This window comes from Sulfuritalea sp. (assembly GCF_031426875.1).
In the GTDB taxonomy this organism is placed as follows: domain Bacteria; phylum Pseudomonadota; class Gammaproteobacteria; order Burkholderiales; family Rhodocyclaceae; genus Sulfuritalea.
The window spans coordinates 1-14422 of sequence record NZ_JASJPC010000050.1 but is presented as its reverse complement, the minus strand read 5'-3'; the positions used below and the strand labels follow the sequence as shown (position 1 = coordinate 14422).

Here is a 14422-nt window from a genome sequence, read left to right as displayed (position 1 = left end):
AACTGAGGGAGGCAATAAATGATCGAGTCGATTCAGATTAAGGGCATTGCAACTTACAGCGACACTTCAGAGCATTTAAGTGGCCTATCCAAGTTCAATTTTCTATATGGCTCGAATGGTTCAGGCAAAACCACGATTAGTAAAGTGATTGCTGACGCCGCACAGTTTCCGACCTGTACCGTGACTTGGAGAGGCGGAACGAAGTTACAGGCGATGGTTTACAACCGTAACTTCATTGCAAAGAACTTCAGTCCGTCCGCCGAAATTAAGGGCATCTTTACTCTCGGCGAAAAAAATGTCGATACCATCAACAAGATTGCCGCCGCGAAGATCGAGCTCGATACCATCACAAAAAGAATCGAGAACTTGAATCTTGGCTTGCAAGGTGAAGATGGAACTGGCGGCAAGAAAGGCGAGTTGGCGAACCTCAACGAGCAGTTCAAGAACAAGTGCTGGGCCGCCTATACGAAACACAAAACAAAACTGGCACAGGCTTTCGAGGGATACCGAAACAGCAAGGAGAGCTTCAGGGATAGGATTCTTAAGGAACAGGCATCCAATTCATCGACGCTGGAGCCCTTGCCAGTTCTCGAGAAAAGAGCAGAGACCATCTTCGGCCCAACTCCTAATGTTGAGCCGCTTGTTCAATCAATCGATACAGAAAAAGCTGTTGCCCATGAGTCCGACGCCATTCTCAAGAAGCGTGTGATTGGCGAGGAGGACGTTGATATCGCAGCGATGATCAAGAAACTTGGTAACAGTGATTGGGTCAGAGAAGGCCGTACTTTCTACGAAGCGAATGAGGCAATTTGCCCATTTTGTCAGCAGAGCACGACCGCTGCATTCGCACAGAGCTTGAACGAGTATTTCAATGAGACCTTTGTAGCCGATTGCAAAGCGATTGATGATCTCGCTACCAACTACACAACCGACGTCGAGCGACTTCAGCAGCAAATTACTTCTGTCCTCGCAACACCATCAAAGTTCCTTGATGTCGATAAGCTAAAGGCGGAAAAAGAACTGCTCGATTCCAAAGTAACAATCAACATTCAGCGACTTGCCTTAAAGAAGAAGGAGCCGAGCCAGATCGTTGAGCTTGAATCCATCGGCAATGTAGCGGTCGCAATAAATGGGCTCGTCGATGCCGCTAATGCCCTGATTGCCGCCCATAACAAAATGGTCGCAAATCTTGCACAGGAGCGGCGCGAATTGACTGCGCAGATGTGGAAGTATCTTCTCGATGTGGAGCTAAAAACAGACTTTGCCGACTACGACACAGCGCGAAATGGCTTGAACAAAGCCATTGCGGACATGACAGCAAAGATTGGGATTGCAACAACGGAAAAGGGGACTAAGGCTGCAGAAATCCGCGCATTTGAAAAGGATACAACCAGCATTCAGCCAACGATTGATGAAATAAACGCCCTCTTATTGTCTTTCGGTTTCCATAGCTTTCGACTTGCGAAGGCCGACAACGGTACGAGCTACAAGTTAATCAGGCAGGATGGAGCAGACGCCAAAGAAACGCTGAGCGAAGGCGAAATGTCATTCATTACCTTCCTCTATTTTTATCACCTGCTGAAGGGAAGTGAGTCGGATACTGGGATGACAGCGGATCGCGTAGTCGTATTTGATGATCCAGTTTCCAGCCTCGACAGCGACATCTTGTTCATCGTCGGAAGTTTAATCAAAGGGCTGTTCCGCAATGTGCGGTATGGAACAGGCCATATAAAGCAAGTCTTCGTCCTCACGCACAACGTGTATTTCCACAAGGAGGTGACCTTCAATCCCAAACATCGCCACTATGGCCAGAACGACGCAACGTTCTGGATTGTGAGAAAGGCAGGCTTGAAATCAAAGATCGAGCAGCACAGTACGAACCCTATAAAAACCTCATACGAGCTACTTTGGGGCGAGGTCAAGAAAAACGATCGCACCAACCTCTCTATCCAGAATACGCTGCGTCGAATCCTGGAGAACTATTTCAAGATTTTGGGCGGATGGGATTCAGACGCCATTTGCGCTTTGTTTGAGGGGCAGGAGAAATTGGTGTGCAATTCACTATTCTCCTGGATCAATGATGGTTCCCATTCAGCTCTCGACGATGTGTACGCATCAACTGATCCATCAATGGTAGATGGCTATCTAAAAGTGTTCCGGGCGATTTTTGAAAAGACTAAACACCTTGAACACTACAAAATGATGATGGGTGATGCATTTGTGGAAGCCCCTGCATTGAAGCAATCTGCATGAAGCAAAAACTCGAACTCACCTGGAGAGGCAAAGAGAACCGGCCGAAGCTGGAGCTACGCATCCTGCTGGAATACCCGGCGAAGTTGTATCACGCGAAACACCGTGTCGCCAGCGTCGACTTTTTCGACAACCGGCTGATCTTCGTCGACAACTTACTGGCACGAAGCCGCTGGAGGCGGAGTGTTCCGGCAAGGTGATGTGCGCAGCGCGATTACCCGGTAACCGCCGCGTCTCACCGCCCATTCTTAGTCTCCTGCCACAAGGTATTGATTGAAAGCTAAATAATATAAATGTCACGGGCTGGCCCGTGCCTTGCTTCAGTGGTCTCCAAAGAACTTCAACCGGAGGAGACCGCGATGACCGAAACCTTTTACGACGTGCTGCGGCGCCAGGGCATTAGCCGGCGCAGCTTTCTCAAGTTCTGTTCGCTGACGGCGACTTCGCTCGGGCTCGATAGCGCCTATGCGCAGAAGATCGCGCATGCCATGGAGACCAAGCCGCGCACGCCGGTGATCTGGCTCGAAGGCCTGGAATGCACCTGCTGCTCGGAGTCCTTCATCCGCTCGGCGCACCCGCTGACCAAGGACGTGATCCTCTCCATGCTCTCGCTCGACTACCACGTCACGCTGATGGCGGCGGCGGGGCACCAGGCCGAGAAGCAGCTCGAAGAGATCAAGAAGAAATACAAGGGCAACTACATCCTCGCGGTGGAGGGCAATCCGCCGCTCAATGAGGATGGCATGTACTGCATCGAGGGCGGGCGGCCGTTCGTCGAAATCCTCAAGGAGACCGCGGCCGACGCCAAGGCGGTAATCGCCTGGGGCGCCTGCGCTTCCTATGGCTGCGTGCAGGCGGCCAAACCGAACCCGACGCGGGCGACGCCGATCGACAAGGTCATATCCGGCAAGCCCATCGTCAAGGTGCCGGGCTGCCCGCCGATTGCTGAGGTAATGACCGCCGTGGTGACTTACATGCTGACCTTCGACCGCATCCCCGAGCTCGACCGCCAGGGCCGGCCGAAGATGTTCTACGGCCAGCGCATCCATGACAAGTGCTATCGCCGGCCGCACTTCGACGCCGGCCAGTTCGTCGAACAGTGGGACGACGACAACGCGCGCAAGGGCTACTGCCTCTACAAGATGGGTTGCAAGGGCCCGACCACCTACAACGCCTGTTCGACGGTGCGCTGGAACGACGGCGTGTCCTTCCCGATCCAGTCCGGCCACGGCTGCATCGGCTGCTCGGAAGAGGGCTTCTGGGACAAGGGCAGCTTCTACGACCGCGTCACCGACATCAAGCAGTTCGGCGTCGAGGCCAATGCCGACAAGGTCGGCGGCACGGCGGCGGCAGTGGCCGGCGCGGCGGTGGCGGTGCATGCGGCGGCGTCCGCGCTGAAGAAGGCGAAGAAAACTGAAACCGTGACGGGAGAAAAGTAATGGGGGCCTATGAAACTCAGGGATTCAAGATGGACAATTCCGGCAAGCGCGTGGTGGTCGACCCGATCTGCCGCATCGAGGGCCACCTGCGGGTCGAGGTGAATCTCGACAAGGACAACGTGATCCGCAATGCCGTGTCCACCGGCACCATGTGGCGCGGCCTCGAAGTGATTCTCAAGGGCCGCGATCCGCGCGACGCCTGGGCCTTCACCGAACGCATCTGCGGCGTGTGCACCGGCACCCATGCGCTGACCTCGGTACGCGCGGTCGAGGATGCGCTGGCCATCAAGATTCCGGAAAATGCCAACACCATCCGCAACCTGATGCAGTTGAACCTGCAGGTGCACGACCACCTGGTGCACTTCTATCACCTGCACGCGCTGGACTGGGTGGATGTGGTCTCGGCGCTGAAGGCCGACCCGAAGCGCACTTCCGAGCTGGCGCAGTCGATCTCCAACTGGCCGCTGTCCTCGCCCGGCTATTTCCGCGACCTGCAGAACCGCCTGAAGAAGTTCGTCGAATCCGGCCAGCTCGGTCCCTTCGCCAACGCCTACTGGGGCAACCCGGCCTACAAGCTGCCGCCCGAGGCCAATCTGATGGCGGTCGCGCATTACCTCGAAGCGCTGGATTTCCAGAAGGAGATCGTCAAGGTCCACACCATTTTCGGCGGCAAGAACCCGCATCCGAACTGGCTGGTGGGTGGCGTGCCCTGCGCCATCAATGTCCATGACACGGGCGCTGTCGGCGCGCTGAACATGGAGCGCCTGAACCTGGTCAAGAGCATCATCGACCGCAGCAAGGAGTTCGTCGAGCAGGTGTACATCCCGGATCTCTTGGCCATCGCTTCCTTCTACAAGGGCTGGCTCTACGGTGGTGGGCTGTCCTCGCAGGCGCTGCTCAGCTACGGCGATCTGCCGGAGCGGGCCAACGACATGTCGCCGGGCAACCTGATGCTGCCGCGCGGCGCGATCATCGGCGGCAAGCTGGACAAGATCCATGAAGTCGACCTCAAGGATCCGGAACAGGTGCAGGAGTTCGTCACCCATTCCTGGTACAAGTACGGCGACGAGTCCAAGGGCCTGCATCCCTTCGACGGCGTCACCGAACCCAACTACAAGCCCGAAGGCCCGAACTTCAAGGGCACGCGGACCCGGATCGAAAACCTCGACGAATCCGCCAAGTATTCCTGGATCAAGGCTCCGCGCTGGCGCGGCAATGCGATGGAGGTGGGGCCGCTGGCGCGCATGGTGCTGGCCTACGTGCAGCCCAAGCAATACCCGTTCATCAAGGAGACCATCGACGGCGTGCTGAAGCAGCTCGACGTGCCGGTCACGGCGCTGTTCTCGACCCTGGGACGCACCGCGGCGCGCGGCATCGAGTGCCTGTACTGCGCGGACTTGCAAGTGAAGCAGTTCGACAAGCTGATGGCCAACATCAAGGCCGGCGACACGGCGACCGCCAACGTCGAAAAGTGGGACCCAAGCACCTGGCCCAAGGAGGCCAAGGGCGCCGGCTTCACCGAGGCGCCGCGCGGTGCGCTGGGCCACTGGATCAGGATCAGGGACGGCAAGATCGAGAACTACCAGTGCGTGGTGCCGACCACCTGGAACGGCAGTCCGCGCGATGCCAAGGGCCAGATTGGCGCCTACGAGGCCGCCCTCATGAACACGCCGCTGGCAAAGGCCGACGAGCCGCTGGAGATTCTGCGCACCATCCATTCCTTCGATCCCTGCCTGGCCTGCTCGACCCATGTCATGAGCCCCGACGGCCAGGAAATGTCCGTGGTCAAGGTCCGCTGAACGCGCGAGGAGAACGCCATGAACCTGAACGCAGCCGCCGCCAGTCTCGAAAACGATCCGCAAACCGCCGCCGGCAGGACGGTGTATGTGTATGAAGGGCCGGTGCGCCTGTGGCACTGGCTCAATGCCCTGTGCATCATGGTGCTGGCGGCAAGCGGCTACCTGATCGGCAGCCCCTTGCCCAGCGTGACCGGCGAGGCTTCGGCCAACTTCCTGATGGGCTACATCCGCTTCGCCCACTTCGCCGCGGCCTACATCTTCGCCGTCGGCTTCCTGGTGCGCATCTACTGGGCCATGGTCGGCAACCATCACGCGCGGCAACTGTTCATGCTGCCCGTCACCGACATGAAATGGTGGGCCGGCCTGATTCGCGAACTGCGCTGGTATCTGTTCCTCGAAAAGCAGCCCTACAAGTACGTCGGCCACAATCCGCTGGGGCACATGTTCATGTTCCTCTTCGTCACCGTGGCGGCGATCCTGATGATCTGCACCGGCTTCGCGCTCTACGGCGAAGGCATGGGGCTGGGCAGTTGGCAGGACCGCCTGTTCGGCTGGGTGATTCCGCTGCTGGGCGGCAGCCAGGCAACCCACAGTTGGCACCACCTCGGCATGTGGGGCATCGTGACCTTCGTCATCCTGCATGTGTATGCCGCGGTGCGCGAAGACATCATGAGCCGCCAGACCATGATCAGCACCATGATCAGTGGTCAGCGCACATTTCGTGAATAAGTCCGAATGAACGTCATGGACGATCTGCGCTGCGAAGTGCTGGTGCTCGGCATCGGCAACCTGCTCTGGGCCGACGAGGGTTTCGGCGTGCGTTGTGTCGAGAAGCTCAGCGCCGAATGGCAACTGCCGGAGTCGGTGACGGCGATGGACGGCGGCACCCAGGGGCTCTACCTGCTGCCCTATGTGCAGGGCGCGCGGCGGCTGATCGTGTTCGATGCGATCGACTACGGCCTGCCGCCGGGCACCATGAAGCGCGTCGAGGGCGACGAGGTGCCGCGCTTCATGGGCGCCAAGAAAATGAGCCTGCACCAGACCGGCTTCCAGGAGGTCATCGCCGCAGCTGCGCTGACCGGCCAGTTGCCCGAGCAACTGCTGCTGATCGGCGTGCAGCCGGAAGAACTCGACGACTACGGCGGCAGCCTGCGGCCGGCGGTCAAGGCGCGCCTCGACGAGGCCGTGGCGCTGGCGGTGGCCGCTTTGCGCGACTGGGGTTTTGCCCCGCAGCGGCGCGTGGAGAAAGTTGGCGCTGGCGACACGGCGTTGAGTATGTCCGCCTACGAGGCGGGGCGCCCATCGGCCGAGACTGCCAGTCGTATCGGCGACGCGCGGTATTTGGATGCGTAGGATGGAAACCCTTGTCTTATTTCAGCGGCGGCGGAATCGGGACGGCGGGGCATTCTGTGCTGCTCATGTCCTCCGTCGGCGCCCTTCGGGCGCCTCCTCCCCCTTTACTTCGCTGCACAGAACGCCCCACCCTCCCGATCCGGTGACGGTGTTGCAGTACGACGGTCGCACGGCAAAAGCGTGTCCAGCCAAGGAAGGCAGATGTCCTTCTCCGGTAAGCAAAGGAGGAGGAGCGGGCGCAGCCCGCGACGGGGGACATGGACGGAGACGGACATCGGCCTTCCTTGGCGCCCCCGCCGACCTATGCCGACCTGTGCCGACGAACACGAATCCACGGAGCAAGCACTGATATGTGCCTAGCGATTCCGCTACAGGTGATCCGCATGGAAGGCAGCACTGCCCTTTGCGCAGGCCGCAACGGTGTCGAGCGCGTCGATACCCTGATCACCGGACCGCTGCAGCCGGGGCAATGGATACTGAGCTTTCTCGGTGCCGCGCGCGAAGTGATCGACGCCGAGCGCGCGGCACAGGTCGAGGACGCACTGACCGCTCTGGAGTCCATTCTGCATGGCAACGGCAGCACCGAGGCGCTGATCCATGCAGGCTTTGCCGACCTGATCGAGCGCGAGCCGCAATTGCCGGAATTCCTCCGGCCGAACCTCATTCAAGGAACATAGCCATGAGCCTGTCGCCCAGCATCGAGCGCCTGAATGAACGCCTGGCCAACCTCCATGCACGCCATGGCTACAGCCTGCTGAATCTGGATAGCTATGCCGCGTTCGCAAGAGCGCCCGGCAACGCCCTGATCCTGTTCACCGAAGACCCGGCCAAGGTTCCCGAGACCTGGGACCTCACCGTGATCCTGCCCGAAGCCGTGGTCCGGACGAATGCCGACTTGCGCGTCGGGGTCCTGGCGCCGGCCGACGCCCGCAGCCTTGCCGCGCGCTACGGCATCCGCATCTGGCCGGCGCTGCTTTGCCTACGCGACGGCGAGTATCTCGGCACGATCGAAGGGCTGAAGGATTGGGGCGCCTATGTCCGGCTGCTGCCCGAACTGCTCGCCGCCGCACCGTCGCGTCCGCCCGGCATCGGCATCCCGGTGCTGAATGCCGATACCGCGCACTGCCACTGAACGCCATCGAGGAGCCAGGTCATGATGACATTTCCCATCCCCGTCGTCCCTTACAAGCCGAGCATCGGCCCCGGCTCGCAGCCGCTGGAAGACGAAGTCCTGATCACGCTGGACGTGCCGAACGACGTGCATGCCTTCCGGCCGCCGCTGGTCGAACTCGACGCGCCGCCGGAAGTCGCGGCGGCGGCGCTGGCCTTCCTGCAGCAACTGCTGGCCGCCTTGCGCGCGACGCCATTCGCCGCGACGCAGGCAGTGAGATTCTCGCTGCTCGATTTCGCGCCGGCGGTGCGCGACGAGATCAACGAATTGCTCGGCGAAGGCGAAGTCAGCATCCTCACGGCTGGCGATCTGCGCGCCCAGGAAACCGCCTTCACCGGCATCTGGCGCATCCACGGCGAGGGTATCGACGACGTCGAAGCCAGCGCTTTTCCGCGGGCCCTGCGCGAGCTGGCAATGGCGCGCCAGCTTTCCCTCACGCCGGCGCCGGTGCCGCCTGCCGATCTGATGAATGCGCCGGCCCTGCATCACGAGATTCGCAGCCTGTCGGCGCAATGGAGCGCAGGGCGCGCCGCCCATGTCATCAATCTTTCCCTGCTGCCGGCAACGCCCGACGATCTGGCCTGGCTCGACCGGCAACTGGGCCGAATTTCATTCTCGATACTCTCGCGCGGTTTCGGCAATTGCCGCATCACGGCGACGGCGCTGCCCTTCGTCTGGTGGGTGCAGTACTTCAACAACATGGAAAAACTGATCCTGAATTCGCTCGAGATCGTCGATCTGCCTGCGGTGGCACTGGCCGCGGCCGAGGACTACGCGGAAACCATCGTCCGCCTGGACGAGTGGATAGCGTCGATCGAGAGCGCGCTGGTTCAGCCGTCATGAAGTTTCCCGAGGGCTCCTTCGAGCGCACCGGCCGCGAGGTCGCCGCCGATCCGCTGGCGCGTTTCGAATGCGGCGTTTGCTGGCAGGTCTACGATCCCACCGAGGGCGATCCGATCGGCCAGATTCCGGCCGGAACGTCCTTTGCCGGCCTGCCGGACCACTGGGTCTGTCCCGGCTGCGAGGCGGCGCGGGATCGTTTCCTGCTGCTCGACGACAGTGCCGGCTGAGGCTGCTCTCGCTGCAGCATTCGAACGCATTGCCGGCACGCGCATGGCCGGCCTGGCCTTGAACAACCCTGCCCTGCGGGTGGAGTGCGTCGGCTTCCGGGCGCTTGACGAATGCCACCGGATCGGCGTCCTGATCGCGCCCTGGACGATCAACCTGGTGCTGCTCGGCGATCGATTTTCCCGCGAGCTTCATCTGCCGTCCGATGCGCGCAGAAGCTGGGGCTTTCCGTCGGGCAGCTACGACTTCATGGGCGGCGAAGAAGCCGAGTGCGGCGCCTATCAGTTCTGTTCGCTGTTCTCACCGGCCTTCGAGTTTCCCGATCAGGGCAGCGCCGTGGCGGCAGCGCACGAGATCATGGGCCAACTGTTTGTCGAAACAGCGGACTGCGCGGCAGAACGAGTCGAAGCGGCGCGTGTTGCGGGACGCTCGCCGATGCAGCTTCCGATCAACCGCAGAGCCTTCCTGCAAGGTATGCTTGGCGCCCGGAAAAGTTAAACTCTAGGGTCTGTTCTCAATCATGCGACGGTGGCGCCGGGATCAAATTGGGATGCGATGCAAGGCGCGGCGAGGCCGCGATGTTCATACCTCGCCAGGAGCCGCAACGCCGCAGCGCGCCCAATTGGACCCGGCCCTTCGGGTTGAGGCCGGACGCGGCGTCTGCGGCGTTGTCAGACTTGGCAAGGGATTACCCTTGCCGGCGTCCTCCGCCTTGCATCCATCCGCGTCTGGCCTCAACGCCATCCGCCGGATGATTGAGAACAGACCCTAGCCATGCACGAAATGTCTTTAGCCGAGGGGGTTCTGCAACTGATCGAGGACGCCGCGCGCCAGCAGGAATTCACCAAAGTCACCGCGGTCTGGCTGGAGATTGGTCAGTTGTCCGGAGTCGAGGTCGAGGCCATGAAGTTCTGCTTCGATGCGGTGACGCGGAACAGCATCGCCGACGGTGCGCGGTTGGAGATACTCGCCACGCCAGGGACGGGCTGGTGCATGCAATGTTCGATGTCGGTGCCGATGAAGGAAGTGTTCGGCGAATGTCCGCAATGCGGGAGCTACCAGATGCAGGTCACGGGCGGCACCGAAATGCGGGTCAAGGAACTCGAAGTAGCGTAGCCGGGATGTAGCATTATCTCGGGCCAGGCCCGGTAGGAGCGAGCTTGCTCGCGAAGCAGGCAGTTGACCTACCGCTGAAGTTTTTCGCGAGCAAGCTCGCTCCTACGGGGAGCGGCCTTTTCTGAATTGTGCGAACTGGAAGGAGAAGCAATGTGTACGACATGCGGCTGCGCAACCGGCGAAGTGAAAATCGACGGCGATGATGCCCACCATGAGCACGAGCATGTCCATGCCGATGGCACGCACCACAGTCACGAGCACGCGCCGGGCGCGGCGCACGAACACCGGCATAGTTATGCCCCTGCGCATTCGCACGCGCCGGGCCTCGGCGCGAAGCGCATGGTGCAGATCGAACAGGACATCCTGTCCAAGAACAACGCCTATGCGGCGCAGAACCGCCAGCGCCTGGCGGCGCGCGGCATCTTCACGCTGAACCTGGTGTCCAGCCCAGGCTCGGGCAAGACCACACTGCTGTGCAAGACCATCGAGTTGCTCAGGGGGCGCCAGTCGGTCACGGTGATCGAGGGCGACCAGCAGACCAGCCAGGATGCCGAACGCATTCGCGCCACGGGCGCGCCGGCGATCCAGATCAACACCGGCAAGGGCTGCCATCTCGACGCGCACATGGTCGGCCATGCCATGGAAAAGCTCGAACTGCCGGCGAATTCGCTGCTGATGATCGAGAACGTCGGCAACCTGGTCTGCCCGGCGGCCTTCGATCTGGGCGAAGCGCACAAGGTGGTGATCCTTTCCGTCACCGAGGGCGAGGACAAGCCGATCAAGTACCCCGACATGTTCCGCGCCGCGACCCTGATGCTGATGAACAAATGCGATCTGCTGCCCTATCTGAGTTTCAAGGTCGATGCGGCGATCGAATTCGCCCGGCGCGTCAATCCGGGGATCGAGGTGATCGAGGTTTCGGCGACCACGGGGCAGGGCATGGACGACTGGCTGGCGTGGATCGATCGCCAGGCAGCCGTGGCGCGTCTGGCAGCATGAGTCTTCAGGCGGTCGCCGCACCGGCCTGCGTCGAGCATCGGCTCCAGTTGGCGCGATCGGCGCCGCCCTTGCTGTCCATGGGCGCCTGGTTCAAGAACACGGTCTGTCTGGCGCAGGGCGATCGAGCCTGGGTCTCGCACACGGTCGGCGACCTGTTCCAGGCCGAGGCCTGCCTGGCCCATGAAGCGACGGCGCGCGAGCTGTTGCAGGCGCTGGCCGCGATGGGCGGGAAGCCGGTGGCCATCGCCCACGATCTGCATCCCGATCTGCATTCGACGCGCTTCGCCGTGCAGCTCGCGGCCGAACTCGGCATCGAGGCCATAGGCGTCCAGCATCACCATGCCCATATCGCCGCGATCGCCGCCGAACATGGCGTCGAGGGGCCGTTGCTGGGGCTGGCGCTCGACGGCGTCGGCCTCGGCACCGACGGCCAGGCCTGGGGCGGCGAACTGCTGCGGGTCGACGGCGCCGATTTCGAGCGCCTCGGCCACCTGCGACCGCTGGCCTTGCCCGGCGGCGACCGCGCCGCGCGCGATCCCTGGCGCATGGCGGCCGCCGCGCTGTTCGACCTCGGCCGCGACGATGAAATCGCCTCCCGCTTCGCCGACCAACCCGGCGCCGAAATCGTCGCGGCAATGCTGACGAAGGGTCTCAACAGTCCGCGCACGTCGAGCATGGGCCGGGTCTTCGACGCCGCGGCCGGCCTGCTCGGCATCTGCCCGCGCATGGAATTCGAGGCCCAGGCGGCGATCGCCCTCGAACAGAATGCGGCGGCCTACATCGAGACGCACGGCTGGCCGGCGCCATTGGATGGCGGCTGGCATATCGACGACAAGGGCCAGTTGGACCTGCTGCCGCTGCTCGGCGCCTTGTCCACCGAACCGGATACCGGCTACGGCGCGGCGCTGTTCCATGCCACGCTGGTGGCGGCGCTGCTGCAGTGGGTCGCGCGCGCATCCGAAGCCAGCGGCATAGGCCGCCTGGCCTGCGGCGGCGGCTGCTTCTTCAACAAGCTGCTGCGCGCCGGGCTGGTCGAGAAAGTTCCCGCGACGGGCCTCGAACTCCTGATGCCGAAGCGCCTGTTGCCCGGCGACACGGCGATTTCTCTGGGCCAGGCCTGGGTCGCCATGCATAAACTCGAAAGCTGATCATGTGCCTCGCAATTCCTGTCAAGGTCATAGAAGTTGGCGCTGACGATACGGCGATCGTCGATCTCGGAGGCGTCAAGAAGGAAATCTCGCTGGCGCTGCTGGCCGATGTGCAGGTCGGCGATTACGTGATCCTGCATGTCGGCTATGCGCTGACCCGGCTCGATCCCGAGGAAGCCGAGAAGACCCTGGCCCTGTTTGCCGAACTGAACCAGACCGGACTTGCTGCCGCGTGAAATACATCGACGAATTCCGCGACGGCGAGCTGGCGAAGAATCTCGCGCTGAGCATCGGCGCCGAGGTTCAGGCCGGGCGCAGCTACAGCTTCATGGAATTCTGCGGCGGGCACACGCACGCGATCTCGCGCTACGGCCTCTCCGATTTGCTGCCGGCCTCGGTGCGCATGGTGCATGGTCCCGGCTGCCCGGTCTGCGTGCTGCCGATCGGCCGCGTGGACATGGCGATCGACCTGGCGCTGAACCATGGCGTGATCCTCTGCACCTACGGCGACACCTTGCGCATCCCGGCCTCCGAAGGCCTGTCGCTGATGAAAGCCAAAGCGCGCGGCGGCGACATCCGCATGGTGTATTCGACCATCGATGCGCTGCAGATCGCGCGCGACAATCCGCAGCGCGAGGTGGTGTTCTTCGCCATCGGCTTCGAGACCACCACGCCGCCCACGGCGGTCGCGATCCAGCAGGCGGACAAGGAGAATCTTCCGAATTTCAGCGTGCTCTGTTGCCATGTGCTGACGCCGTCCGCCATCAGCAACATCCTCGAATCGCCGGAAGTGCGGCAATGGGGCACGGTGCCGCTGGACGGTTTCATCGGTCCGGCGCATGTGTCCACTGTGATCGGCAGCCGGCCCTACGAGTTCTTCGCCGAGGAGTACAGGAAGCCCGTCGTCATCGCCGGCTTCGAGCCGCTCGACGTGATGCAGGCCATCCTGATGCTGGTGCGCCAGGTCAATGAAGGGCGCGCCGAAGTCGAGAACGAATTCGCGCGCGCCGTCACGCGCGACGGCAACCTCAAGGCGCAGGACCGCGTCGCCGAGGTGTTCGAACTGCGCCGTGAATTCGAGTGGCGCGGCCTCGCCGTGGTGCCTTATTCGGCGCTGAAGATACGTGGGCAATACGCGAGCTTCGATGCCGAGCGGCGCTTCGATCTCGACTACCGCTCGGTGCCCGACAACAAGGCCTGCGATTGCGGTGCGATCCTGCGCGGCGTCAAGAAGCCGCAGGACTGCAAGCTGTTCGGCACCGTGTGCACGCCGGAGAACCCGATCGGCTCCTGCATGGTCAGTTCCGAAGGGGCGTGCGCCGCGCACTACAGCTATGGACGTTACAAGGACATGCATTGAATGGCTAAGCAACTATCGCAGTGCCGTCCCCAGAAAGTTGCGCACCCCCTTGAGGGCATGTGCGCTAACTTAACCGCGCCGATGCACGCCTCCCTCCCCTTCAAGGGGAGGGCTGGGGTGGGGATGGGGGAAAATGCTGCGGATACTTGCCCCATCCCCCACCTAACCTCCCCCTTGAAGGGGGAGGAACAGGGTAAGTTAGCGCACATGCCCCTCGGGGGGCGCGTAGCGCCGGGGGCTCAACAATGGTGAAAAGAGGCTACGTACGGCCGCTAGATTTGAAGCAGGGCCGCGTCGACCTGACGCACGGCTCGGGCGGGCGCTCGATGGTGCAGCTGATTTCCGAGCTGTTCGCCAAACACCTGGGCAACGAATACCTGGGCCAGGGCAACGACGGCGCCGTGTTGCCAGCGCCAACTCTTGCGGGACGTCCCGGACGCATCGTGATGTCCACCGACTGCCACGTGGTCTCGCCCTTGTTTTTCCCCGGCGGCGACATCGGCTGCCTCTCGGTGCATGGCACGGTCAATGACGTCGCGGTGATGGGCGCCACGCCGCTGTATCTGGCGGCCGGCTTCGTGCTCGAAGAAGGTTTCCCGCTGGCGGATCTGGCGCGCATCGTCGAATCCATGGCCCATGCCGCGAAGGATGCCGGCGTGCCGGTGGTCACCGGCGACACCAAGGTGGTCGAGCGCGGCAAGGGCGACGGCGTGTTCATC

At 61.9% G+C, this 14422-nt stretch carries 17 protein-coding genes; all 17 read left to right on the top strand.

What is annotated here, in order from left to right:
- The first annotated feature begins 18 nt into the window (after positions 1-18).
- On the top strand, positions 19-2253 hold the full coding sequence (locus tag RMO95_RS19530) for an AAA family ATPase (RefSeq protein ID WP_310452343.1): 2235 nt from the start codon (positions 19-21) through the stop codon (positions 2251-2253).
- Positions 2250-2450 (top strand): hypothetical protein, encoded by a 201-nt coding sequence (locus RMO95_RS19525; protein ID WP_409574976.1) that lies wholly within the window; start codon positions 2250-2252, stop codon positions 2448-2450. The genes RMO95_RS19530 and RMO95_RS19525 overlap by 4 nt, the downstream gene beginning before the upstream one ends.
- A gap of 159 nt (positions 2451-2609) precedes the next feature.
- Positions 2610-3689, top strand: a complete 1080-nt coding sequence (locus RMO95_RS19520; protein ID WP_310452342.1) for a hydrogenase small subunit — start codon at positions 2610-2612, stop codon at positions 3687-3689.
- Complete coding sequence (locus RMO95_RS19515; RefSeq protein WP_310452341.1) at positions 3689-5488, top strand: nickel-dependent hydrogenase large subunit; 1800 nt, start codon at positions 3689-3691, stop codon at positions 5486-5488. The genes RMO95_RS19520 and RMO95_RS19515 overlap by 1 nt, the downstream gene beginning before the upstream one ends.
- 18 nt (positions 5489-5506) lie before the next feature.
- Positions 5507-6217: a Ni/Fe-hydrogenase, b-type cytochrome subunit gene (gene cybH / locus RMO95_RS19510; RefSeq protein ID WP_310452340.1), complete on the top strand. Its 711-nt coding sequence runs from the start codon at positions 5507-5509 to the stop codon at positions 6215-6217.
- A gap of 6 nt (positions 6218-6223) precedes the next feature.
- Positions 6224-6841 carry a HyaD/HybD family hydrogenase maturation endopeptidase gene (locus RMO95_RS19505; protein ID WP_310452339.1) on the top strand — a complete coding sequence of 206 codons (618 nt, stop codon included), beginning with the start codon at positions 6224-6226 and terminating at the stop codon, positions 6839-6841.
- Positions 6842-7098: 257 nt separating this feature from the next.
- Positions 7099-7518, top strand: a complete 420-nt coding sequence (locus tag RMO95_RS19500) for a HypC/HybG/HupF family hydrogenase formation chaperone (protein WP_310452338.1) — start codon at positions 7099-7101, stop codon at positions 7516-7518.
- Positions 7519-7520: 2 nt separating this feature from the next.
- Positions 7521-7973, top strand: a complete 453-nt coding sequence (locus RMO95_RS19495) for a hydrogenase (protein WP_310452337.1) — start codon at positions 7521-7523, stop codon at positions 7971-7973.
- Between the two features lie 21 nt (positions 7974-7994).
- Positions 7995-8855, top strand: coding sequence for a hydrogenase expression/formation protein (locus RMO95_RS19490; protein ID WP_310452336.1), 861 nt, complete (start codon positions 7995-7997; stop codon positions 8853-8855).
- Positions 8852-9082: a rubredoxin gene (locus RMO95_RS19485; protein ID WP_310452335.1), complete on the top strand. Its 231-nt coding sequence runs from the start codon at positions 8852-8854 to the stop codon at positions 9080-9082. Before RMO95_RS19490 ends, RMO95_RS19485 begins: the two co-directional genes overlap by 4 nt.
- Complete coding sequence (gene hybE, locus RMO95_RS19480; RefSeq protein WP_310452334.1) at positions 9072-9578, top strand: [NiFe]-hydrogenase assembly chaperone HybE; 507 nt, start codon at positions 9072-9074, stop codon at positions 9576-9578. Before RMO95_RS19485 ends, hybE begins: the two co-directional genes overlap by 11 nt.
- Positions 9579-9863: 285 nt before the next feature.
- Positions 9864-10196: a hydrogenase maturation nickel metallochaperone HypA gene (hypA, locus tag RMO95_RS19475; RefSeq protein ID WP_310452333.1), complete on the top strand. Its 333-nt coding sequence runs from the start codon at positions 9864-9866 to the stop codon at positions 10194-10196.
- A 150-nt stretch (positions 10197-10346) separates the two neighbouring features.
- Positions 10347-11195 (top strand): hydrogenase nickel incorporation protein HypB, encoded by an 849-nt coding sequence (gene hypB, locus RMO95_RS19470; protein WP_310452332.1) that lies wholly within the window; start codon positions 10347-10349, stop codon positions 11193-11195.
- Positions 11192-12343, top strand: a complete 1152-nt coding sequence (locus RMO95_RS19465) for a carbamoyltransferase HypF (protein WP_310452331.1) — start codon at positions 11192-11194, stop codon at positions 12341-12343. Before hypB ends, RMO95_RS19465 begins: the two co-directional genes overlap by 4 nt.
- Before the next feature lie 2 nt (positions 12344-12345).
- Complete coding sequence (locus RMO95_RS19460; protein ID WP_310452330.1) at positions 12346-12579, top strand: HypC/HybG/HupF family hydrogenase formation chaperone; 234 nt, start codon at positions 12346-12348, stop codon at positions 12577-12579.
- Positions 12576-13703: a hydrogenase formation protein HypD gene (gene hypD / locus RMO95_RS19455; RefSeq protein WP_310452329.1), complete on the top strand. Its 1128-nt coding sequence runs from the start codon at positions 12576-12578 to the stop codon at positions 13701-13703. The genes RMO95_RS19460 and hypD overlap by 4 nt, the downstream gene beginning before the upstream one ends.
- A 245-nt stretch (positions 13704-13948) precedes the next feature.
- On the top strand, positions 13949-14422 hold a 474-nt coding region (locus RMO95_RS19450), incomplete at its 3' end, for an AIR synthase related protein (RefSeq protein ID WP_310452328.1).